Origin of the sequence: Streptomyces olivochromogenes (assembly GCF_021538895.1) — a bacterium.
Classification (GTDB): Bacteria; Actinomycetota; Actinomycetes; order Streptomycetales; family Streptomycetaceae; genus Streptomyces; species Streptomyces olivochromogenes_A.
On the sequence record NZ_JADDRL010000010.1, the window covers coordinates 103,206 to 125,757 of the forward strand.

Sequence of the window (22,552 nt, forward strand, 5' to 3'; positions counted from 1 at the left end):
GCGCCTAGCGCTCAGCTTTCGACAGCCTGCTCTTCCTCGCGGTCGGGCTCTTCCATCGACCCGCGATTCAGACACATGTCCCGCCGCCCAGCAGCCGGGCGAGCGTGCTCACCGCCCCGTCGATCTCGCGGGCGCACCCGTACAGCACAAGGTCGGGGCTCCCCCACGGGTCCGCGACGTCGTCCTCGGCCGACGGGACCGGGGCGGCGGTACCCCGGCGGCCGGCCGCTGCCGCGACCACGACGTCGACACTGTCCACGACCCGCGGGCCCTCCCCGTCCGGTTCGCCGCCGTACGCGGTCGCCGCGCCCTTCCCGCCCTGGACTTGGCCGACTCCCCCCGCGGCGAGACGCACGAACTCCTTCAGGGTGAAGCAGCGCCGCATCGACGACGGCGCGAGCCGCACGGCCGCCTCCCGGTGCTCGCGCGCGAGCCCGAGGACCAAGGCCGCTCCCGCGACGAGTTGTGCGGTGAGCGGGCGGGCCGCGAAGCCGGAGCCGTCACCGCCCAGCTTCTCCAGCACCGCCCTGGTGGAGCTCTCCATGCCGGCCCGGGCCCACGCCTCCGTGCCGGCGCTCTCCGGCCACACGGCCGAGTCGGGTGGAAGCCGCGCGGCCAGCAGCCGCTCGGCGAGCACCGATCGGTGCACGTTGCCCGTGCAGACGAACAGGACCCGGGTCATTTCTCGCCCGCGAGATGCCCCGACACGGCCGCGTCGGCCTCCTCCCGGCGATCCGACACACGAGGAGCGGGCAGCTCGCCGTACGATCCGTAGCTGCCGTAACGGTTCCCCCTGGGGACCGGAGCCATGTTGAAGACGGTGCCGAGAACGCGGACACCCACGCGGTTCAGTGATTCCGCGGCGGTGCGGACCTGGTCCCGGCTGGTCTTCGCGGCTCGGACGACGAGCAGCGCGCCCTGGGCGAGCGAGGCGAGTCCGACGGTGTCGGCGACCGGCAGCAGCGGCGCGGTGTCGACGATCACGACCTCGTAGGTGTCCGCCAGCTCGCACAGCACTTCTCCCATGCGCGCCGAGGCAAGCAGCTCCGTTGGATTCGGCGGCACCGCGCCGCTGGCGAGCACCGAGAGCCGGCCCTCGGCCTGCTGCATCACGTCCTCGATGCGGGCCCGTCCGATCAGCACCGTGGTCAGACCGGCGTCCCGGACGAGGCCGAAGGTGCCGGCCACGCACGGACGGCGCAGGTCGGCGTCCACCAGGCAGGTGGAAACGCCTGCCTCGGCGAGCGAGAGGGCGAGGTTCACCGCGGTGTTGGTCTTGCCCTCACCGGGCACCGAGCTCGTCACCACGATGATCCGCGGCGGGTCGTCGACCTGGGAGAACTGCAAATTGGTGCGGAGCTTGCGGAAGGCCTCTGCGCGGTTGGAGCGAACGTCGGCGCTGACGAGCGGTTGCCTGGGGGCGTTCCTGTCGTAAGGGATGGTGCCGAGCCCCGGCAGCGCGGTGAACTCGCCCAGCGCCTCGCTCGTCTTGAGTGTGGTGTCGAGGGTCTCGCGCAGTGCGACGAGTCCGGCGCCGAGCAGCAGACCGCCGAGCACGCCCGCGGCCAGGTTCAGCAGCGGTCGGGGCGAGACCGGACCGGTGGGGGCGACGGCCTCCTGGGTGACGCCCAGGGAGACGGGCGAGACCGGCGGGGCATCGTCCGCGTCGTCCTTGCCAGGCCGCAGGACGGTGCGCTTGGGCGTCTCCAGCCGCTCGACGACCGCGCTGAACCGCTCCGCCACGGCGTTGGCGATGCGTGCCGCCCGCTGGGGCACGGTATCCCGGACGGTGATGTCGATGAGCACGGTGTTGAGCGGGGCGACGGCGGTGATCCGGGAAGCCAGTTCCTCCGGTGTGGTGCGCAGCCCCAGCTTCTTCACCACGGGTGCGGTTACCTGACGGGTCGTCACGATCGAGGCGTACGACTGAACGCGCGCCTGCGAGAAGCTCTGCCCCTGGTTCAGCTGGGCGGTGTCCTCACTGGTGCGGGTGGCGACGAAGAGCTGGGTCCTCGACTCGTAGACGGGGGTGCTCAGGCCTGTCGCGGCGAGTGCCGCCCCGATCGCGAGAACCAGACAGACCACGACGACCGGCCAGTGCCTGGCAATCGCTTTCAGGAATCCGTGGAGATCCAAGCTGCACCCCTCATAGCCCCTCGCAGATCGAGGAGACCGTCCGAAATCTAACGTTCTGTTCCCTATGTGCACAGCCGAAGATAGGGACTCGCGCGCTCAAAGCGGGGGAGGCACCCCTATGTCGGACTGCCGGACGACACCGTTGGCGCAGGCCGCCCCGCCACTCGACGCGGAGGGCTGGCCAATGGCGGACAAGCGCTCCACCATCCGGTGGCTTCTGGGCGCCGCCGCACCGGCATATGCCTATATATCTCATTTACCCCATGTAGCAAGGTCTTGGTACCCAGATCTTGGTTACGGCCGGCGCCGCAGCCTGGCCCGGACTGAAGTCGAGTCGAGGAGAGTGAAGAAGATGACAACGTCGCCCAGATGCCGGGTCGCCCTGGCATCGGCCGCGTCGGCTGCCATGCTCATCGCGGCACCCCTGGTTGGTGCGCAGGCCGCCTACGCACAGCCATATCCGGGGTCGCCCCCGCCCCTGAACGTCAGCACCACCACGGTGACGACGGGAGGACTGTTGAGCTTCGACACGCCCCCGGGAATCTTCGATTCCGGGCAGGGCGTCACGGCACTGCTGGAGTCAAGGCCGATCGTCCTCGGCCATTTCCAGGCCGGGGACGACGGATCGGTGGCGGGGACTGTGACCATCCCGGAGACGGCCCCTGGCGGCTGGCACGTCTTCCGGCTCACCTCGGACAACCCTGACCGCAGCGTCGGCGCCACCATCTATGTGAAGGGCGGGATCGTTGGCACCCCGACGCCGACTCCGACACCCAGTCCGACCAAGCCCCCGAAACCGACCAAGCCCCCGAAACCGACCGACCGGCCCACCCAATCGGACAAGCCAGAGCCCCCCGGTGGGCACGACGGACATGACGACGGAGACAACGGATCCTACGGACGCGACAAAGCCGCCGACCCGGTGGACTACCAGCACCAGACTCAACACCAGAACGGCGAAAGCCTCGCGGAGACGGGCAGTGCGAAGGCCTTGACCGTGGGCGGCACCGCGGCAGCGTTGGTCGTGGCCGGCGTTGGCACGATGCTGGTCGTGCGCCGTCGCCGCAGCTCATGACGGGCAGTTCATGACGGAGCGAGACATCCGTACGGCGGTACAACGGCGTCCCGGCCCCGGCCGGGACGCCATCCGCATGCCCGGGGCAAACCGCTCCGGCGAACGGGCACCGGGTCGCCGCCGCGTGCTCAGCCAAGCAATCCTGGCCATCGCGCTGCTCCCGCTGGCCGGCGCCCTCTGGATCGGCGTCACCGGGTTGATCGCCCGCTGGGAACTGCTCGCGGCCCAGCAGGACCTCGACGCGCTGCGGCACTCGGTGGCGGCGGCGCCCGGCTCCGCCTCCGGCAAGGCGACCGCGCCCGCCGGGGTAGCGGAACAGGCCGTGCGCTCGGCCGCCGCGCACGCGTCTCGGGCGCATCGTCTCACCACCGGGCCGGCCTGGTGCTCCGCCGCCGAGCTGCCCTTTCTCGGAGGTCCCGTGAGAACCGTGCGCGGCGCCGCGTACGCGGCGGACCGGCTGGCCGGCGACGTACTGCCCTCGCTGACCGGCGTCCTGCCGCCGTCCACGGCGCACGGAAGCGGCGGCGGCATGTCCGACGCGCTCACGGCGTTGCAGCGGCACGGGCCGGAAATCGTCCGGGCGGCAGGCGTCGTTGCCGAGGTGCGGACCGACGTGCACAGTCTGCCCCGGTCCACCTGGCTGACACCGGCCGACCGAGCCCGTGCCGGACTGCAACGGCAGCTGGACCGCCTCGCCCCGGTGATGACCGACGCCGCCGTGGCGGCTCGCGTCCTGCCGCCCATGCTCGGCACGCAAGGACAACGGCGCTACTTCCTCGCGTTCCAGAACATCGCCGAGGCACGCGGCACAGGGGGCGTCCCGGGCGCCTTCGCCGTGCTGCGAGCCGACCGGGGCCGGCTGTCCTTCGAGCGGTTCGGCAACAACACGGAGATGATGGAAACGGCGATGCCGGACGTCGACCTCGGAGCCGACTTCGACGCCCGCTACGCGGGCAGCGACCCCATCCACGTGTGGCCCAACTCCAACATGAGCCCGCACTTCCCCTACGCGGCCCGCATCTGGGCAGCGGCATGGCGCAAGCACACCGGCGAACGCGTGGACGGGGCGATCGCCGTGGACCCTGTCACGCTGAGCCGTCTCCTGCGGGTCACCGGCCCGGCCCGCATGGCCGACGGCACCGAGCTCACCGCCGACAACGTCGTGGACCTCACCGAACGGGCCAGCTACTCGAAGTACGACGACATCGCCCGGCGCAAGGCGTTCTTCGTCGACGCCGCCCGTGCCGCCGCCGCACGGCTGATGGGTGCGCTCGACGACACGCTTCGACTGCCCGCACTGCTCGTCGCCGTGAACGACGCCCAGCGGGACGGACGGCTGAAGGTCTGGAGCGCCCACGCGGCGGAACAGCGCGTCCTGGAGTCCCGCCCCTATTCAGGCACGCTCCCGAACACTCCCGGCCCCTTCGCGGGACTGGTGGTGAACAACGCGGCCGGCGGCAAACTGGACTACTACCTCGGCCGAAGCCTGACCTGGGAAGCAGGCGCATGCTCCGGCGGCCACCGCACGGTCACCGCGACCATGACCCTGACCAACCGGGCGCCGACCTCCGGCCTACCCGACTACGTGACCATGAGGGCGGACTCCCCTCCCTACCGAACCCGGCCGGGTGACAACCGACTCATGGTGTCGTACTACGCCGGGGTCGGAGCCACCCTCGTCGACGCAACCCTGGATGGCCGCCGCGCGCTGCTCGCACCCGCCGTCGAACGCGGCCACTCCGTGTTCACGCTGGACCTGGAACTGCCCGCCACCTCCAGCCGCACCCTGGTGCTGCATCTCCTGGAGCCGCACGCGGACGGCGCGCCGACCCTGCTGCGGCAATCCCTGGCGACGCCGCAGCGGACCACACTCAAGCCAGGAGGCGCCTGCCGTGTCTGAGCGTGTGGGCCGCGCGGCAGGGGCCGTGCTCGCGGCCGCACTGCTGCTCGCGTCACGCCCACCGGCAGACCGTGCCCTCGACGACCCGGCAGGCCGAGCCATGGACGGGCAGCAGGCGGCGGCGCACCGGGTCGAGCACCTGCGGGTCAAGGTGCTCAAGACCCTGCCGCACGACCCGCAGGCGTTCACCCAGGGACTCGAGATGGCCGGCCACACGCTCTACGAAGGCACCGGCATCTTTGGCCGGTCCTCGGTACGAGCAGGGCCTCCCGGCAAGACGCCCACGGTCCGCGCGGCACTCCCCGGACCCTTGTTCGGTGAGGGCATCACCGTGCTCGGCCGAACCCTGTGGCAGCTCACCTGGCAAAACCGGATCGCCATCGAGCGCGACGCCAAGACGCTCGCGGAGCTGCGTCGCGTCCCGTACCCGGACGACGGCTGGGGCGTGTGCCTCCAGCGGGCTCGGCACCGGCTGGTGACCAGTGACGGCTCGTCACGGCTGACGTTCCGCGACCCCGGGACGCTCGCGAAGACGGGCGAGGTCACCGTGACCGAAGGGGGCCGGCCGGTGACGGAGTTGAACGAGTTGGAGTGCGTCGGCGCCGCTGTGTACGCCAACGTGCTCTTCACCAACCGCATCGTGCGCATCGATCCCGCCACCGGAGCGGTGACGGCGAGCATCGACGCCTCGGGCCTGCTGCGCGGCGACGAACTCGTCACTGGTTCCACGCTGAACGGCATCGCGGCGATCCCGGGCACGGATCAGTTCCTGATCACCGGGAAGTTCTGGCCCAAAATGTTCAAGGTGGCATTGGTTCCGGCTCGACAGACGGGCGGCCACAGCGGCTGAACCGGGGTGCGGCGGCAGGAGCCGGCGCCTGGGCGGACCGCCGCCACGACGCACCGCACGGGGCTTGCGCTCCTTCCTCCCCCACCGTGATCAACCTGGACGAACCGGGAACACTCCGGAGCCCTGCCAAAAGACCAGCGGTGGCCGACCAAACCACTAGTGTCCTGACATAGTTCGCATTCCGTCGATGGCCCGTGGGTCATCATGAGCGGCGTTATCGCCCTTGATTGGATCAGTTCGATGGGTGGCTCCGAAAAGGTGCGCGACGTCATGGTCGAGACATTTCCGGATGCGGAGGTGCGGCGCGTCTGGAACGACGGCGCGAGCCTTCGCCACCCGACCCGGGTGGTGCGCGAGTCCCGGATCACGAAAACCCCGCTGATGCGGTCGAAGGCGACCTACAAGCGCCGCTCGAACGCGTTGGCTTGGGGAGTCGGTGCCACTGCCGCGCTGATCGGCGTCCAGTTTGCGCACGTCCACGTATTCACGGTGGTCACGGTCTTCTGGTTGCTGAGCGCAAAGGCGAAGCCTGGCCGCTGGGGCGTCGCCATCGGACTCGGGCTTGCCGTGATCCCGGTTGCCATCACCGCGCTCACAGGCGACCTGGTGAACAATGCCACCCTGGGCTTGCAGTTGCTCGCCCTGGCCGGCAACGCAATCATGATCGCGGCCAAGAGCGACCGGGACGACCGTCGCCTGATGCTGTATGGCGTCCTGTCGACCTCAACCCTCGCGTCCGTGGTCGCCCTCATTCAGGTGAGCGGCGTCCCCGGTGTCGAACTGTGGCACCACAACATCAGTTCGCTCGGCCGCCCGCAGGGGATCTACCCCGAGCCCGACTGGCTCGGCCTCTTCGGCGCAATCGGTCTCGTCCTGGCGTGGCGGATGTTGCCGCGGTCAACGTTGCGCAACCTGGTGCTCGCTCTCAACGCAGCCACCCTCGCCCTGGCCTTCGCCCGAGCCGCATGGGTCGGGCTGGCTGCGGCCGTTGTGCTCCACGTGGCGTTCTCGCTGGTAGGTCGACGCCGAGAAAGTCGGCAGGCGAAGAGCCGAACTGTTCCAACTCTCCTGTTCCTCGTGGCCTTCGCCGGCGTTGGCTTGGCAGCGTCGCCCGGCCTGAGAACCGACCTCACAGCTCGGGCTCAGTCGATCTTCTTCTCAAACGCCAGCGACGTCTCTGGCCGAGCGCGGGTGCAGCAGGCAGAGACCCTGATCCAGCTGGCCGAGACTGCGCCATGGTTTGGGCACGGCATCAGCGCGAGCGGCCGCGTGGGTGTCTCCGGCATCTACGACCCACGATCCGAGAACAGCGTCGGGAGCAACTGGGTGCTCTCCCTGTGGGTTGACGCGAAGTACCTGGCCGCCCCATTGATCTTGCTACTCATTGGCGCGGCGGCCGCGAGTGCGCGAACCGTTGCGGGTCAGGGCCTCGCCGTCGTCGTGGTCAACAACCTGTTCTCGAACGCCTCGTTCTCCCCGATCACGTGGCTGCTGCTCGGGCTTGTGCTTGCGGCTCGATCAGTCCCAGTCAGCGATCAGCCGGAACACGATGCCGTAGACGGCGAGCAATACCACACATCTCACGAAAGACCTGATGGGGTGAGTACGACGGAGAGCCCACGGCCGCCGCGGCGCATGGTCGCCCACACCCCGCGACACCGCCCTACTGAGGAGTGGACATGAGGGAAACAAGCCGCGTCGGTCGTATCGCCGGCATCGCGCAGATCGTAGCCAGCGACCCGGGCCAGGCCCGCTTTCTGCCGGCTTGGGGACGCGCCCTTCGGAAGTCTCCCCTGACGACCCGAGTGCCGTGGCTGCCGTTCAGGGTCATCGAGCGCCTTGAGAAACACCTGACGAATGAAAGCCGCGTGTTCGAGTTCGGCGGAGGCGGTTCCACGCTGTGGTTCGCCGACCGCGTCGGCCAGGTTGTCACGGTCGAGCACGATGAGAAATGGTTCCGTGCCGTGGAAGAGGCCGTCTCGGAGAGGGACAACTGCCAGGTCCTGTACCGGGCGGCCGACGACGACTTCGCGGGGTACGTCGGTGCAATCGCGGACTACGCCGACGGGTACTTCGACGTCGTTCTCGTCGACGGACGCAATCGGATCCGTTGCCTGCACTCCGCGATGGAGAAGGTACGTCCGGGTGGGCTCCTCATCCTCGACGACTCCGATCGCACCCGATATTCCGAAGCGTTCGTGATCGCCGCAGCGTGGCCGCATGTTGCCTACCGAGGTCTCACCCCCTCGAAGGCCATCGCGGGGGTTACCACCGTGTGGCGCAGGCCGGCCTAGCCCAGTATGAGGACGTACAGAAACTGACCTGTACTTGGCGGGCCAAGGGGGCGGCACGCTCAACCGCGTACTCATTCTGATGGAGATTCATTCACTGCCGGCCCGGCGACACGGTAGTTGATTTCGCTGTGTCTTTTCGGAATTGAACTCGACAGGTACGTATCGGGCGGGCTCACCCAAGGGTGCGGCAGGAAGGGGCTTTACATGGGGTTGCTCTCTCTTCCGCCTGGGCGGACCACTGAGCGTCGGATCATGAGGTCCCCCGCACTTTCCATCGCTTCCCAGGCCGTGGGCGCGCTTCAACTCGCAATGATCCTTTGGATGTCCGAAGGAGGCTCGAATGCGACGGACACGTACTTCTACCTGTTCAGCCTGGGACTCCTGCCCTCGCAGATCCTCACTGTGGGTGTGATGTACCCACTGATGATCAACCGGCAAGCCTCGATCGGCAGGAGGGCGGCTCGCCGGTTGGCCTCGTTCGTTCCAGTCCTCGCAGTCCTCGTGACGGCGACGGGCATCGTTTGGTTGGCGACCAGAGGCCGCGTGACTGCCGACCTTGTTCCACTCCTTGTGCTGTCAGCCGTCAACAGCGCGCTCCAGTCGATGATCTGGTCACGAGGTGTGGCAGCGGAATCGACCGGTGAGTCCCAATGGTTCGCGGCAGTCGCGCTCCCGGCCAACACCCTCGCGGTCATTGCTCTGCTCTTCCCTTGGGGGAACGAGAAACAGGCGCTCACTGTCATGCTCTTGGCGTTGGTCGTGGGAAACGCGGGCTACCTCGGGTTCATGGTCCGTCGGCGCATTGGAAGCGATGCCGTCAGCCGCCTTCCGGAGCAGTCAACAGGGGCACAGGCGGCTTGGTGGTACCTGGCCCGCGCCGGGACGGGCTACGGGGGGCTGGCCGTACTCTCCTCGTTGGCCGTCCTTCTCCCGCCCAGTGCCCTCACGGTCCTGGCGGTAGTGACCAAACTCGTGGGCTCAGTGGCGTCCGTCTTCGTGAACGCCGTACTGCCCACCCTTGTGCATGCCGATACGGATTCACCATGTGCAGCGCGCAGGTACATGCGACTCACTGGTGTCGCATTGCTGGTTCTCGGGCTGTCAGGGGTGGTCGCAACAACCTTCTTCCCCGGCAGCCGACTTCTCCTGACCGTCGCGGTCGCAACCTGGCTGGTGGCAGCCGCCACGGCAGCCGCTGCGCAGCGCGTTGCGTTCCGGTTCCTGGCGGCGAAATCCTCGATCGTGACCCTGCTGGTGCTGCCCATCGTGGTCCTTGCGAGTGTCGCCACTGCGACCGAGGGCGAGCTCAACCTGACGAACCTGGTCGCCGCCCAAGCCCTTGTCGACGCGGCAACAGCCGCGTTCCTGCTTGCCGCTCTGCGTGACAAGGTGATGACCATCGGTGCGCGCACGGCGACGGCCATGCTCGTCGCGATCTGGATCGCGTCAACAGTCGGCGCGTAGCGGGTCGCGGGATCAAGCGGCGCTGAGCACGCTCGGGCACCCGCAGAGCCAAGGTTTCGCGCCGCTCACCGGGTCGGCTCAGGCCAACCCATCCGACCGAGCGCACAGAGGACATTGGATGAGAATGCGCCCAGGCTGAAGTCGCGTTCCCAACGCTTGCGAATGCTTCGACGTGCGGTCTCCGTCGTGTCGGCCATCTGGATCAGCCGGTCGAGCGGATGCTCCACTGCATCAACGCCCTCAATCCCTTCGCCGCGGTAGGGCCGCAAACTCTCGTTGGGGTGAACCAGCGTGGGCAGACCGGCCTCCATCGAGGCGACCAGGACCATCTGTCCGGCGGATCGACCCGTCTCCCGTACGGGGAGATACACGGCATGCGAACGTGAGAGGGCGTCAGTGAATTGCGATTGAGGAATGTAGGGCAGCCATTCGACCGTAGCCCGGCGACCGGCCCATCGTCTGGGTCCCGATCCGTCCGCGATCACAAGCTCCACGGCCACGCGATCACGCATCACGGACTCCACGAAGCGGCCGAGCGCCCTCGCGTCTCTGTCCGACGTGCCCCCCACGAAGACTCGGGGCACAGATTGGGACTTCGGCTTGCTCAGCGAACTCCCGAACGTGCCTCCCCAAACCACGGGACGAGCGCGGCCTCCTGCCGCGATCCAGTCAGAGGCCTCTCGCTCGGACGTCACGACGAGAGGCGTGTCACCGAGTCTCCGGACAAGGAAATCCCATGGCTTGGAGCGTAGCGTCGCATAAAGTCCCACCACCGCAAGATTCTTGATCCCGACGCTTCGACAGGCGACACCCGGCCAGGGGCTCATCGCAACCGTCGCTCGAGCAGGTCTCGCCAGCCTGGCCTTCAGGGCGACGGCCAACGAGTCCGCGCCGATGCCAAGTGCTCGCTTCCCCAGTCGAAATCCGGAAGGGGCGGCATGAGCAAGTCCGATGACGTCGAGGTCGGCGATGCGCCGGGACCACTCTTGCCGCGACCTGTCACTCAGACGCCCAAGCATCACCATCCGAACGTCATGCATGACTGCACCTGTCCTCGGATCGCAGCACCGTTTTCCAGGCACTTGAGCTGGCAGAGGCCTGACGGCCGAGCTGAGCACGCAGCGTTCGGCCGTCGGTGCCGAACGCGCGGTCGATGGCGCGAACCCACGCCTGTGGCTCCTGGCAGTTCGGCAAGGTGCCAAGGCTTCCGAAAATCGCTGCCAAGCTTGAATCCATCGGTCCGACAACCGGCACGAGGTTCTCGAGCGCGCGCATAGCGATCCCACTCTGAAAGAACCGCCGGTAGGGAACCAGCACTACGGTCGACGCGCCGCTGAGGATGGTCTGCAACTCCCCTTCAGAGATGAAACGGTTGTCAACCGACCAGCCCGGCACCTCCGGCCACCCGCGACCCGCCACCCTAAGGCTCACTTCGTCGGGCAACTCGCGGGCCAGGGACTCCATCAAATCGATGTCCCGATCAGGCTTGTACTGGCCGAGCACGTACACGGAGCGCGTCTGCGCGGGGCGCTTGGCGGGGGGCTGGTCAAGCACAGGATGAGGCACACAGACGATCCTTTGCAGACCGTGCCGCGCCACCACACGTGCCGCCTCGTCCGAGTGGGTCACCACCAGGCAGTTGAGACGCCGTGCCAACCATTTCAGAATGCGTCCGTAGCCGACTGCCCGAACGAGCGGATCTGGATCATGCAGCACCACAAAGCCCTGCCACCCAAAGAGCAAACGGACGCACACTACGTCCACATACCCCAGCATCGGCCAAGCCAGGATCACGCTGCCCCCGTGACGCGTGCAATGAAGTCGCGCGTGAAACAACAACCGATAGCAGGAGGCGAGCCACCGCAGGCGCGACCCACCGGAGGCACTCGGCTCGTCTGTCGACAGCACCGTGGTTGTGATGCCGGCGGCCTCGAGGTTCTGTGTCAGTGCCCGCCCGTAGTGAGCCAGCATCGAGGCCAGCGGGTTCACCACGATGACATTCCTAGACAAGACGCGCTCGCCTCCCATCGCGTACCCCGCGCAGCACAGCCCGGAAGGCCGTGAGGTCAGAGTGCATGGCCGCCTTCGCCACCGCTCGTGCCGTAACGGACGCCAGCGCAAGGTGACGGAAGCCGCGACGACCGAATCGCCTGTGGAGGAGTTGGATGTTGCGGACCGCGTAGTAGGGCGGCATGCCCCCGGTGGACTGACTCGCCCGGGCACCGTACGCAACCACCACCCTCATGCCGGAAGCGCGTAGGCGCAGGTGAAGCTCGACTTCCTCCATGTACAGGAAATATCGCTCGTCCATTCCGAGTCGGAGCGCGGAGGGGCGATACATCACCGCAGCACCATCAGCCCATTCAACCGTCGCGCAATCACGACCGACCTCCAACTCCGTTCTGTGCCTAGGCAAACGGAAACAGCCGGTCAAGTACCCGCCAGAAGACCACACTTCTTCACCCGACGCCCCTCTCACCGTGAGCAGTGGCGCAACGGCACCAACGGACGGGGCACCCCGAACCGTCTCTACAAGTACCGCGACCGCACCCTGCGAGAAGAGAACCTCGTGCGTCACCACCAGCACTGCTTCAGCGCATCCCGCGGCGAACTGGTCGACAAGTCGGAAGCCCGCGTTGACCGCTGCTCCATAGCCCTGGTTCTCGACGCGCAGCAAGTGAACACCTGGAGGCACAGCCCTGGCCAGCTCTGGCTCAGATACTCGGTGCATCGAGTTGTCGACAACGACGACCTGCTTCGGGTCGATGCCTTCGTCCAACAGGTTGTGGGCCGTCGCCTTGAGTGTCCCGAGGCTGTTGTGGTGAACAACCACAGCCCAAACCCTTGCGACCACTTGTTGCGCGTCAGTCACCCGAGCCCCCGTGGAGAACTTCATGCGAACGGTGCCTGCCATGAATCGCGGGTAGGTCTCCTGACACTCGGGACATCGGCAGCGGCGAGGCCAGAGCCGCTGACATGGCAGCCGCGAGACTCTGTGGGCTCAGCATCTCGGATCGCACAACCTGATGACCCCGCGAGCTCAGGTAGCCGGCAAGTCCTGTCTCGTCCGTCGTGACGACTGTCAGCCCAAGGGAGAGCGCTTCCGAAATGGGAAGTCCGACCTGTTCCCTCCAACGCTTCTCACGCACGGACGGTGCAACGAGTACCAGCGCAGAGCCGATCAACTCAAGTGCCTCTTCATGCCGAAGGAGGCCCAAAAAGCGCCGCTGACCTGGATTGGCACGACACCACCGGGTAATGGCGTCGTCAAGGGGGCCCGTCCCCGCGATCGAGAAGACGGCGTCGGGAAACTCCACTTCGAGCAATTCCCACGACGACATAGCCACATCAACACCCTTGCGAGGGGAGGTCTCGCCCAGAAACACCAGGCCCTGCCGCGCCCGCGTTCTGCCTCCTCGCGAGGCCGGCAGCTCCAAGATGACGGGATACCTCTCGGCCCGCGGCCAGACAGCGGCATACGCCCTCTGTGCGCCAGGTGTGCCGAAGACCACGAAATCCACGGCGTACCTCAGATACAACTTGAGGAAGGCACTCAGCACGAGCCGGACGAATCGACGGCATGGAACATTGCCCACCAGCTCGGAGAACTCCGAGTTTTCGATCGCATAACTTACAACCCGTACCTGCTTTCGCCGGATGACCCCACCCAGCTTCGCGGAAAGTGCAACGACCGCGGTGCGAGGAAACTCGCGGAGCCAGAGGGGCTCGGGGACCTCGACGGTGCTCTGCGCGTGGAAGGCCACGCTGAGGCATGCTTGCCAAATCGACACCGCATGCGCATTGTTGGGAACATCACCTTCCCGTATGTCCCATTTGATCCCGTAGAAGAGGCAAGTGACATCTGGGCGCTCAGCGAGATGCTCGGCCTGCTTGGCCCTCAACTCGGGGAGAACCTGAACAGTTGAGCCGGGTCGCCGCATACCCACCCTTGTCAAATGCGTGCGCATGGTTCTCCACCGGCGTTGCCCCGCAGCAACTGGAGCGTCGACCTTTCCTTCCGTCCCGAGATCTCCAGCAGCATCTGCTCATAACCGTCGGTCACGTCGTCCCAGCGGTAGGCCACCGATACGTGGTCCTGGCCGACCTTGCCGCGGAGCAGCGCACCCTCGACGTCGGCATCGTCCTCCCGGACAGCATCGGCCACTTCCTCTGGCGTATCGAAGAAGCGGGCATGGCCCGCGGTGACCTCGCGGCTGAAGTTCACGTCGAACGCCGACACCGGAGCAGCGCAGCCGAGCGCGCGGAGAAGCGACGGGTTGGTGCCGCCGACCGAGTGGCCGTGCAGGTAGCTGCGGCAGTTGCCGTAGAGCTGATTCAGCAGCCGCTGGTCCCACACCGCGCCGATGAACCGGGTGTCCGACTGGCCGGCGAGCCGCTTCACACGGCCGATGTACTCATCGCCGTACGGGGTGCCACCCACCACGACGAGCGGGACGTCCGAGCCGGACAGGGCGTAGCCCTCCACGATCATGTGGACGTGGTTCTCGGGCACTATCCGGGCCACGACCAGGTGGTACTCACGAGTCTCGAGGCCGTACTGCTTCAACAAGTACGACTCGGGACAGAGGATCGGAGCGCCGTACGCGATGACGTAGGAATGTCGGCGGTAGCCGTCCCACAGATGGTTGGCGATGCCCTGGGCGTCGGCGATCAGCGCCAGGCCCTCGGTGGCGGCCTTCTTCTCGGCCCACTTGTAGTACACGGCGCCCGCGCCCGCCCACTTCTGGCGCTTCCACTCGATGCCGTCCATGTGGACCGCGGTCGGGATGCCCGCCCTGCGCATGCGGGCGAGGAACGGCGCGTTGGCGGCGTTGAACACCACGGCGGCATCCGGACGGTTCTTCGGCCTGGTGGCGTGGTGCACCGACAGCGCCGTGTGGCTCAGTGTCTCCAGGGACTGCTTGCGTAGCGCAGGCATGTTGACGAGTTCCATGCCGAGGTACTCGGTCATCGTCTGGCCCTCGTTGCGGCAGTAGACGGTCACTCGGTGACCGCGTGCAACGAGGCGCTTGCCGACCTCTTCGACCGCGGTCTCGAAACCTCCGTACCGCGCCGGAACGCCTCGCGTCCCCATCATGGCGATGTGCATCCGGTTCGCTGAGTTCATCGGTGGGCTCCTCCGCCGAACAGCGCTGCGGGGCCGACCGCTTTACCGAAGGGTCGATCACCCAGGCCGAACCATGCTGCCCTGGCGATTCTCGGCGCCAGCAGGATCGCCGCGAGGTCGCGGAGGCCAGGGCCCCTGGTGCAGGACCTGGACCAACCGCCCGGGGCCGTGACCGTGACGGCGTACCGACGAGCCCAGATCGGACCCAGGACATGCTCGCGCATGGGTACCCCTGTTCTTTCGCTTACCCAAGGGGGCTATATCTATCTGCGGCCATATATGGCGGTTTGACGCTCTCACCTACGTGATCCGTGTCACAACTCGGCACGCCCGGCCTCTTCGACGCAGACAGGTGAAGCGGCTCATCGATCTTGACCGGGGCGCACAGGGACACGGGTGGGGAACGCGGCCGTCGGCGTGCCCCTCGGCGGCAACTAGAAGGTCATCCACCACACCCAGTTGCCCCAGCACCCGGAGCCCGTGAAGCGCACGAGGCTCGTACGCCCCTTCGCCCGTGAGCCTTCGCCCATGCGCCGGTCTCCGGCGGATCGCACCGCCCGCCAGCACCCTCCCGGGAACTCCTCACTTCCCGACTCGGCGTCTGCATATGCGCAGGGCATAGAGCTCTGCTCATCGAGTGAGAGTTGCCCACGGCCCAGCGTCGCGCACCACTGTTCCGTGGACAGCCATACACACTCGAATTAGTTCTTGATGCGCTTGGAGGGCGAATGCGGCCGTTCGGGGAGACAATGCCCCACGTACCAGTGGCAAGACCTGCGCAGACAGGGGGCGTCCGAGAGCAGCCGCCGACCGGGCGCCGCACCGGCAAGCCCGCCTGGTACCCGTCGGCCGCCGTCATCGGCGACGCGGCCGCCGCCGCCGTACCGGTGTATCTGGCCTTCGCGCTGGCTGGCAGCAAGCATGCAGCGGCCTACGCGACGGTGGCGGCCGCAGCATGGCTGCTCGTGCGCGGCGCACGGGACCGCTACTGCGAGCGCCGTCTCCGTGAGCTCGACAACGCCGGCCCCGCGCTTCAGGACTGGCTGGTGCTGGTCGGACTGCTCGCGGTGGTGCGGGCGGCGACGGGCGAGGAGTCCCCGTTCCTCGTCGCACTCACCGCCCTGGTGCCCTGCGCGCCCACGAGCGCCGTCGTGCACACGCTGATCCACCGTCATCTGATCGCCCGACGCCGCGACGGCGGGGCCGTCCGCCGGGCCTTGGTGATCGGGGAGGCGAACGCTGTCGACGGTCTGGTGAGCCACCTGGCGAAGCGGACCGACCACGAGCTAGTCGTCGTCGGAGTGTGCCCGATCGGCGACGAGGACCCTCACGCACTGGCCCCGGTCGCCACCCGCCTCGGCAGGCAGACACCGCTGCGCCCGTCGGCCGACTCCGCCCCGGTACTGGAGGCGACCCGGCGGCTCGACGTGGACGTGGTCCTCGTCGTGCCGGGACCGTACATGACAGGAACCCGCCTTCGGCGGCTGTCGTGGGCCCTGCACAGCGAGGAGCGCCCGCTCGTGGTCGTACCGGGCCTGACCGAGGTTGCCGGCCGTCGGGTGGGCGTCCTGTCCGTGGCCGGGCTCACGATGCTGAACGTGGCCCCGCCCCTGAGGCGGGGGCTTGCGACGCTGCTCAAGTCGGTGACGGACCGGCTGGGTGCGGCACTGCTGATCGTGCTGCTCGCCCCGGTGTTCGTGGCGGTGGCCCTCGCCGTACGGATGGACTCCCCGGGCCCCGTCGTGCACCGGCAGACGCGCATCGGTCGCGGCGGAAACCCCTTCACCATGGCCAAGTTCCGCACCATGGTCACCAACGCGGAGCGGCTGAGGCACCAGCTGACCGGCACCAACGAACACGACGGCCGGATGTTCAAAATCCGCCGCGATCCGCGGATCACCCGCTTCGGCCGGGTGCTGCGCCGCTGGTCACTGGACGAACTCCCCCAGCTGTTCAACGTGATGCAGGGACACATGTCCCTGGTCGGTCCGCGACCGCCCCTGCCCGACGAGGTCGCCGGGTACGACGAGGTGGAACTGCGCAGGCTGGCCGTCAAGCCGGGGCTCACCGGCCTGTGGCAGGTCAGCGGCCGCTCCGACCTCTCCTGGGACGAGACAATCGCCCTGGACCTCAGGTACGTGGACAACTGGTCCCCCGCTGGGGACCTCGGGGTCCTCGTTCGCACAGTGCGCGTCGTCGTGGCGGGCACCGGGGCCTACTGAGTGTGACCAGCACCGGCGATCCTCAAGGGCCCAACGTGCAGACGCTCTAAAGTCGTTGGTACGCCATGGTGGGCGAGCAACAGCCGTTCGCCGACTCACCGGTACGGGGCATGGCAAGGGACCTTCGGGCGCGACGAGGCGCGGATTCCTCGCCAGCGGACTGGCGTCATCGCGCAGCCGGTCCGAGTCGGCGTCGTGCTTGCAGTCCTTCCGGTCCCGGACGTTGTTGTCGGCGTCGGCCTGCAGCGTCACTCGGCAGGCAGGGCGACCGCCAGCTTGCCCGTGACGTGGCCGTCGAGAAGGTGTCGGACGGCTGCGGCGGTCTCGGCCAGCGTGTAGACGCGGTCCACGACAGGGCTGAGCGTGCCCGTGTCGATGAGAACGGTCAGGTCGCGCAGCCCATCGGCGTGCTCGGAGGCAATGAAGGTGCCCAGGTTCTGACCGATGAACGGGGACAGCATCTGTGCTCGGAGTTGCCGGTCCGTGCCGCCGAGCCAGGGACCTTTCGTCTCGCCGCCGGTGATCACCAGTCTGCCGCGGGGCGTGAGGGCGCGGCGCAGATCCCGCAGACGTCGGTTGCCCGCGATGTCGATGATGGCGTCGTAGCGTCGCGGGGCGGCGAGGAAGTCCTCGCGCGTGTAGTCGATCACGCGGTCGGCGCCCAGCGCCTCCACGGCGTCGAGCTTGGGAGTGCTCGCGACGGCAGTGACCCGGGCGCCGAAGGCGTGGGCGATTTGGACGGCGAAGGTGCCCACGCCACCGGCGGCTCCCGTGATCAGGACCTGCTGGCCCTCCTGGACCTCGCCCTTGTCGCGAACCGCCTGGAGTGCGGTGAGCGCGCTTACGGGTACCGTCGCCGCCTCCTCGAAGGTGAGTCCGGTCGGCTTGGGAGCGATCCTGTCGGCACGGGCGGCGGCATATTCTGCGAACGCGGCGACTGCCGTGCCGTAGACCTCGTCGCCAGGCGCGAACCCGGTCACGTCGGGGCCGACCGCCTCGACGACACCGGCGATGTTGCGGCCGGGGTTGGGGAGCTTCGGCCGGCGCAGTCCGCTCACGGGCCGGACCGCGTACGGCAGACCAGCCATCAAGTGCCAGGTGCCCCGGTCGACGCTGGAGGCGCGCACCCGCACCAATACCTCGTCCGGCCCGATGCAGGGCCGGAGGAGCTGCGCCGTGCGCAGCACGGCTTCCGGCTCGGCGCCGTAGCGCTCCTGCACGACGGCCGTCATCGTCTTGGTCCCACCGGTGGTTGCGATCGGCTTGTTCCGCATCGTCACTGCTCCCGGTTCCGTCCCCGTGTACTTACAGCGTAAGTGAGACTTACGGCGTAAGTACAGCACTTACGGCGTAAGCTCGTCAACGCTGGGAGCCCGCGAGAGGAAGTGACCGTCCACCGTGACCCGACGTACCAGCCCGCAGCCGGCCCGCGAGACGCTGACCCGGCAGCGGGTGCTGCATGCCGCCGTCGAACTCGCCGACGCCGGCGGCCTGGAGACGCTCAGCATGCGCAAGCTCGGCGAGGCCGTCGGAGTCGAGGCCATGTCCCTGTACAACCATGTGGCCAACAAGGAGGACCTGCTTGACGGGATGGTCGACCTCGTCTTCGGCGAAGTCGAACTACCCACGCCGGGCGACGAATGGCGAGAGGCAATGCGGCGGCGGGCCATCTCGATGCGCCTCGTACTGTCCCGCCACGTCTGGGCAATCGGCCTGATGGAGTCACGGTCCACTCCAGGCCCGGCCACCCTGCGTCACCACGACGCCGTTCTCGGCTGCCTGCGGCAGGGCGGATTCTCCCTCACCCTGACAGCCCACGCCGTTTCGGTTCTCGACAGCTACATCTACGGGTTCGCCCTACAGGAGAAGACCCTGCCTTTCGGCTCCCCGAAGGAGACCGCCGAGCTGGCGGATTCCATCACGAGCGGTTTCGGCGACGGCGAGTACCCGTACCTGACCGAGATCGCGACCGCCCACGTGATGCGTCCCGGGTACGCCTACGGCGACGAGTTCGAAGTCGGACTCGACCTCATCCTCGACGGCCTCCAGCAAGCCGCCAACTGAGGAGCAAGCGGTGTGCCCGCCGCGAGGGCGAGGTTGACCTGCCTGCATTCCGCATTGAGGCTCGCCTACCTGAGCGGGCTCACGAGCAGCTGCCGTCTTCACACGCTGGTGATCATCGGCGGCCGTACCCATTCCCGGACCAGCGCGCCAACACCTTCACGATCTGAGGGCGGGGCTACATCCAGCCCAACCGGTGGCGGCCACCACCTCCCGCGCGATGTCCACGACACGCCGCCCGTCCGTCACCACCCGCACCGTCTCTGGCGGGACCCGCTCGTCCAGGAGCCGTGCCTTGCGGACACTGCCCTCCAACTCCTGCTCCAACTCCGAACCGAGTTCGCGGCCCACCAGCCGCTCGCGAGCGGTGGCATCAGAGGCGGTGAGCAGGACTCGTGTGATCCGCACCCCAGCCCCCATGGCACGCTCGAACATGCCCCCCGCCTCAGGCAGCACACTCGCAGTGTTCGTATAGATCAGGCGCCGGTAGCCGCGCCGGGCGAAGTTCGCCCACACGGCGGTCAGATTGCTCTCTGTGATCTCCGCGCGGTGAGGATCTCCCTTTGGAGCCGGATGCACCTGCCCCATGAAGTCGCCCTCAATGATCGCGTGAGAGACCGCCGCGGCGCGCAGCAGCGCCGAAACCTCCCACCCCACCGTCGTCTTACCGACACCCGCCCGCCCGCCGATGAGCAGTACTTCCGCGCGATCCATGGAGGCAGCCTGCCAGCAGGTGACCGCCTCCCGCGATCCGATTCCGTCCCGCCGGGAAACAAGCGCCCCAATGGGTTTCCAGGTGTGTAGGCCACATCGTTCCTTGGCACGCACCTGCTCGACGAGCGGCCCACTCGTCCGGGAGGTCGCAGCCATGACCCGGCCCCGCCGCGCACCGGCGGCTGATGGGTGTTGGGGGCCCTGCGCCGACGGTCCCACATAGGACACACCACTGATGCGACTCAGGTCGCATACGGTCGCGACGTGAGATTCGCGCGGCGGAGCACACGCTCGTCGACCGTGGTCATGAGGGGCATGACCTTGAGGTGAGCGGCGTCGTAGGAGCAGAGTCTGTCCGTGACGATCACCCTCGGTACCGCGCCGGTTCTCTTCATCAGGCAGCGGAAGAATGGTCCGGCTGAAGCCTTGTCGCAGCGGGGCTGCACGACGATGTCGAGCCCGATGCCGTCCTGGCGATCGACAGCCGCCCGATGACCTTCACGACCATCACGATGACTCCTGGTGTTAGGCCCACTCTGCGCTGGTGCGGTCCCTCTGGGGCCCGCCACCGATGCCTCAACCGGCCGGGCCGCAGCAGGCTCTCGGTGTGTCGGTCGGCGCTGGTGCGGAAGTCGGGCATACCGAGGTGGACGGTGGTGTGCAGGGCTGCGAGGTCGCGCATGGCGGTGACCTTCTGCTCGGCGGTGGCAAGGCTCGCCTCGATCGCGGCGACCTCACCGAGCCAGTCCTGGCCCTGGCCTCCTGTAAGCAGTCGAGCAGGTCTGTGTGAATCTCCTCCAGCCGGGGCATCTGCGCGAGGTACTCGAACAGCGCGGCGATCACGTCCGCCAGCTCAAGCGCGGGCGCCCCTCCGTGGTGTGAGGCGAACCCCGCACCGGCAGGGCCGGGCACAACGGACCTCCTCACAGCCGTGTCCGTCCGCGGGTGCGGGAGCGGTCCAGGACAGGGATCTGTTTCCAGGGCAGTGTCCTCAACTGGCCTGCGTTCGTGGGCTGGTTGTTCTTCACCGGCAGCAGGTAATGGGCACCGCGTTGCTCAATAGATCCAAAATAGCCACTTGTTGCGTTTACAGAAATCTAATACATGTCAACAACCTTCATTATCTGTTCGGCCAGCATGGTGAAAAATGCAAACGCCGAGCTCGTCTGCCGCCTGCTTTTTGGGGCGCGTGCTGGAATGTGGGCAGCCTTCCTTCCCGGGTACATGGCAAATGGTCAGGGCTGCCTGTTGTCCGCGTGACGCCTGCCCATGTCCGCAGTTGCCTGTACGCCGTGTCGAGTGGAAAAGAGGTACGGGAAATTTCAGTGAAGATTTCTTGGCGCGCGCGAACTGTATCGGTATCCCTGGCGACACTTGCGATCACGGGTACTCCGCAGGCCGCTCTCGCTCAATCCAAGGTCATGCCAGCGGGTGTGAACGCGCTCCAAGCACCCGGGACTCCAGGGGTCCCACAGGCCCCGGTCACGGCGTTCGCCGAGAACTTCGAAAACGCGGGCGACACCCCCGTTTTCCTGGAGAACTACGTTGGAGCTGCACCTCTGAACGAGACGTACACGGCCGACCCCCCGTGGCTTGACCACGGACAGTGCAACGGCATCATCCTGAATCAGGCCGGCGCCGATGAGCCCGGCTGCCGGTGGGTACCGCAACTGAAGGACATGGCCAATGCGCTGGGGCAGGTTGGCGGGACGAATCCGCCGACCAACCACGCGGTGTCGGCGTACACCGACACCGTAGACCCCGGCGCCGACCGGGTGGAGTTCCAGACCGAGAAGCCGATCCCGATCGCGAAGCCAAACCGCTACATCACCTTCGCGGTGGATGTAGCCGCGGACAATTGCCAGTACGAGGATCCGCTGCTGAAGTTCTACCTGACTGGCAGCGGTTCGGACATCCCGACCTTCACCAACCCCATCAATCCCTGCACAGACCCCAACTCCAAGCCGTACCCCGGAGGAAGGAGCGGGTTGAGGGCCGGGTCGTTCGCCGGTGACAAAGCTGTACTGTTCAGCGGCACCCAGTTGGGCATCAAGATGCTCAACGGGCAAGGCAGCTGGGGCGGCAACGACCACGCCTTTGACAACATCCGGATCCTGGACGCGACTCCGCAGTTGGACAAGGCGTTCAGTCCTGCCACGATCGATCAGGGTGACACCTCGACGCTCACCATGACGGTGACGAACACCAGCGAGTTGGCGGCGAAGCACGACTTCGGCTTCACCGATAGCCTTCCCGCCGGGGTGCGGGTGGCCTCGAACCCGAAGGCATCGACGACGTGCGGCAACGGAACCGTCTCCGCCGCGGCGGGGGGCTCATCCGTTGCTCTGGCCGGCGGCGACTTGGCCGCCGGCGAGAAGTCCTGCACAGTCACGGTGGATGTCACCGCTGACGAGGCGGGAACCTACGTCAACCGCCCTGAAGCGATCATCACGGTTGGCCTGAATCTCCCGGCTCCCGCGTCGCTGACCGTCAAGAAAAAGGCGACAGCCGTGGGCACCGCGACGGGCTCGGCGGGTCTGCTGTCCGGCAATGTCGTGCAGGCACCGATGGACATCCCGGTCAATGCCTGCGGCAACACCGTGAATATCATCGGACTGCTCAACCCGGTAACGGGAAACGTCTGCGTCAACGGCTAGCCCGGGACTTCAGCAATGCCGCGTTGATCCGGTTTGATCACGTGGCGCCAC

18 protein-coding genes and 1 pseudogene are annotated in these 22,552 nt (G+C 67.3%); 9 read left to right on the top strand and 10 right to left on the bottom strand.

The features are described 5' to 3' along the window. Positions 1-67: 67 nt before the first annotated feature. Together IPZ69_RS07405 and IPZ69_RS07410 are read right to left on the bottom strand one after the other, a co-directional pair. Complete coding sequence (locus IPZ69_RS07405; protein WP_235453188.1) at positions 68-682, bottom strand: arsenate reductase/protein-tyrosine-phosphatase family protein; 615 nt, start codon at positions 680-682, stop codon at positions 68-70. Then, a complete protein-coding gene (locus IPZ69_RS07410; RefSeq protein ID WP_235453189.1) occupies positions 679-2,136 on the bottom strand; it encodes a polysaccharide biosynthesis tyrosine autokinase in 1,458 nt (485 codons plus the stop codon). Before IPZ69_RS07410 ends, IPZ69_RS07405 begins: the two co-directional genes overlap by 4 nt. A 517-nt stretch (positions 2,137-2,653) precedes the next feature. Between IPZ69_RS07410 and IPZ69_RS07415 the strand changes: the two genes are divergently transcribed. From IPZ69_RS07415 to IPZ69_RS07440, 6 genes are all read left to right on the top strand, one after another. Continuing rightward, the gene (locus IPZ69_RS07415; RefSeq protein WP_235453217.1) at positions 2,654-3,211 is read left to right on the top strand and encodes an LPXTG cell wall anchor domain-containing protein; all 558 of its coding nucleotides are present in this window, start codon (positions 2,654-2,656) and stop codon (positions 3,209-3,211) included. A gap of 10 nt (positions 3,212-3,221) precedes the next feature. Further along, positions 3,222-5,111: a DUF4012 domain-containing protein gene (locus IPZ69_RS07420; RefSeq protein ID WP_235453190.1), complete on the top strand. Its 1,890-nt coding sequence runs from the start codon at positions 3,222-3,224 to the stop codon at positions 5,109-5,111. Continuing rightward, entirely contained in the window at positions 5,104-5,961 is an 858-nt protein-coding gene (locus IPZ69_RS07425) for a glutaminyl-peptide cyclotransferase (protein ID WP_235453191.1), read from the top strand. The genes IPZ69_RS07420 and IPZ69_RS07425 overlap by 8 nt, the downstream gene beginning before the upstream one ends. 204 nt (positions 5,962-6,165) lie before the next feature. Further along, positions 6,166-7,644: an O-antigen ligase family protein gene (locus IPZ69_RS07430; protein WP_235453192.1), complete on the top strand. Its 1,479-nt coding sequence runs from the start codon at positions 6,166-6,168 to the stop codon at positions 7,642-7,644. Further along, positions 7,641-8,255 carry an O-methyltransferase gene (locus tag IPZ69_RS07435; protein ID WP_235453193.1) on the top strand — a complete coding sequence of 205 codons (615 nt, stop codon included), beginning with the start codon at positions 7,641-7,643 and terminating at the stop codon, positions 8,253-8,255. Before IPZ69_RS07430 ends, IPZ69_RS07435 begins: the two co-directional genes overlap by 4 nt. A 321-nt stretch (positions 8,256-8,576) precedes the next feature. Then, positions 8,577-9,719 (top strand): hypothetical protein, encoded by a 1,143-nt coding sequence (locus IPZ69_RS07440; protein WP_235453194.1) that lies wholly within the window; start codon positions 8,577-8,579, stop codon positions 9,717-9,719. A 65-nt stretch (positions 9,720-9,784) separates the two neighbouring features. Here IPZ69_RS07440 and IPZ69_RS07445 read toward each other — a convergent pair whose 3' ends face one another. The 5 genes from IPZ69_RS07445 to IPZ69_RS07465 all read right to left on the bottom strand — a co-directional run bounded on the left by IPZ69_RS07445 (position 9,785) and on the right by IPZ69_RS07465 (position 14,847). Further along, entirely contained in the window at positions 9,785-10,231 is a 447-nt protein-coding gene (locus IPZ69_RS07445) for a hypothetical protein (protein WP_235453195.1), read from the bottom strand. 520 nt (positions 10,232-10,751) lie between these two features. Next, positions 10,752-11,711 carry a hypothetical protein gene (locus IPZ69_RS07450; protein ID WP_235453196.1) on the bottom strand — a complete coding sequence of 320 codons (960 nt, stop codon included), beginning with the start codon at positions 11,709-11,711 and terminating at the stop codon, positions 10,752-10,754. A 10-nt stretch (positions 11,712-11,721) separates the two neighbouring features. Beyond that, on the bottom strand, positions 11,722-12,615 hold the full coding sequence (locus IPZ69_RS07455; protein WP_235453197.1) for a glycosyltransferase: 894 nt from the start codon (positions 12,613-12,615) through the stop codon (positions 11,722-11,724). After that, positions 12,584-13,483 (bottom strand): glycosyltransferase, encoded by a 900-nt coding sequence (locus IPZ69_RS07460; protein WP_235453198.1) that lies wholly within the window; start codon positions 13,481-13,483, stop codon positions 12,584-12,586. The genes IPZ69_RS07455 and IPZ69_RS07460 overlap by 32 nt, the downstream gene beginning before the upstream one ends. A gap of 188 nt (positions 13,484-13,671) precedes the next feature. After that, on the bottom strand, positions 13,672-14,847 hold the full coding sequence (locus IPZ69_RS07465) for a DUF1972 domain-containing protein (protein WP_235453199.1): 1,176 nt from the start codon (positions 14,845-14,847) through the stop codon (positions 13,672-13,674). 764 nt (positions 14,848-15,611) lie between these two features. Between IPZ69_RS07465 and IPZ69_RS07470 the strand changes: the two genes are divergently transcribed. Beyond that, positions 15,612-17,069 (top strand): sugar transferase, encoded by a 1,458-nt coding sequence (locus IPZ69_RS07470; protein ID WP_235453200.1) that lies wholly within the window; start codon positions 15,612-15,614, stop codon positions 17,067-17,069. 248 nt (positions 17,070-17,317) lie between these two features. Here IPZ69_RS07470 and IPZ69_RS07475 read toward each other — a convergent pair whose 3' ends face one another. After that, entirely contained in the window at positions 17,318-18,343 is a 1,026-nt protein-coding gene (locus IPZ69_RS07475) for an NAD(P)-dependent alcohol dehydrogenase (RefSeq protein ID WP_235453201.1), read from the bottom strand. Positions 18,344-18,467: 124 nt separating this feature from the next. On the opposite strand from IPZ69_RS07475, the gene IPZ69_RS07480 reads away from it, so the two are divergent. Next, the gene (locus tag IPZ69_RS07480; protein ID WP_235453202.1) at positions 18,468-19,133 is read left to right on the top strand and encodes a TetR/AcrR family transcriptional regulator; all 666 of its coding nucleotides are present in this window, start codon (positions 18,468-18,470) and stop codon (positions 19,131-19,133) included. A gap of 156 nt (positions 19,134-19,289) precedes the next feature. On the opposite strand, the gene IPZ69_RS07485 is transcribed toward IPZ69_RS07480, so the two are convergent. Both IPZ69_RS07485 and IPZ69_RS48055 read right to left on the bottom strand, forming a co-directional pair. After that, positions 19,290-19,844 carry an AAA family ATPase gene (locus IPZ69_RS07485; RefSeq protein ID WP_235453203.1) on the bottom strand — a complete coding sequence of 185 codons (555 nt, stop codon included), beginning with the start codon at positions 19,842-19,844 and terminating at the stop codon, positions 19,290-19,292. A gap of 311 nt (positions 19,845-20,155) precedes the next feature. Continuing rightward, positions 20,156-20,329, bottom strand: a pseudogene (locus tag IPZ69_RS48055) (IS6 family transposase); the annotation flags it as partial. A 948-nt stretch (positions 20,330-21,277) separates the two neighbouring features. On the opposite strand from IPZ69_RS48055, the gene IPZ69_RS47365 reads away from it, so the two are divergent. Then, complete coding sequence (locus IPZ69_RS47365; RefSeq protein ID WP_235453204.1) at positions 21,278-22,501, top strand: DUF7933 domain-containing protein; 1,224 nt, start codon at positions 21,278-21,280, stop codon at positions 22,499-22,501. The last annotated feature ends 51 nt before the right edge of the window (positions 22,502-22,552 follow it).

Coding starts and splice junctions, on each gene's coding strand:
- IPZ69_RS07485 (WP_235453203.1), bottom strand. CDS start 19,844: ATGGATCGCGCGGAAGTACTGCTCATCGGCGGGCGGGCGGGTGTCGGT.
- IPZ69_RS07430 (WP_235453192.1), top strand. CDS start 6,166: ATGAGCGGCGTTATCGCCCTTGATTGGATCAGTTCGATGGGTGGCTCC.
- IPZ69_RS07405 (WP_235453188.1), bottom strand. CDS start 682: ATGACCCGGGTCCTGTTCGTCTGCACGGGCAACGTGCACCGATCGGTG.
- IPZ69_RS07475 (WP_235453201.1), bottom strand. CDS start 18,343: ATGCGGAACAAGCCGATCGCAACCACCGGTGGGACCAAGACGATGACG.
- IPZ69_RS07440 (WP_235453194.1), top strand. CDS start 8,577: ATGTCCGAAGGAGGCTCGAATGCGACGGACACGTACTTCTACCTGTTC.
- IPZ69_RS07445 (WP_235453195.1), bottom strand. CDS start 10,231: ATGCGTGATCGCGTGGCCGTGGAGCTTGTGATCGCGGACGGATCGGGA.
- IPZ69_RS07465 (WP_235453199.1), bottom strand. CDS start 14,847: ATGAACTCAGCGAACCGGATGCACATCGCCATGATGGGGACGCGAGGC.
- IPZ69_RS07455 (WP_235453197.1), bottom strand. CDS start 12,615: ATGAAGTTCTCCACGGGGGCTCGGGTGACTGACGCGCAACAAGTGGTC.
- IPZ69_RS07435 (WP_235453193.1), top strand. CDS start 7,641: ATGAGGGAAACAAGCCGCGTCGGTCGTATCGCCGGCATCGCGCAGATC.
- IPZ69_RS07420 (WP_235453190.1), top strand. CDS start 3,222: ATGACGGAGCGAGACATCCGTACGGCGGTACAACGGCGTCCCGGCCCC.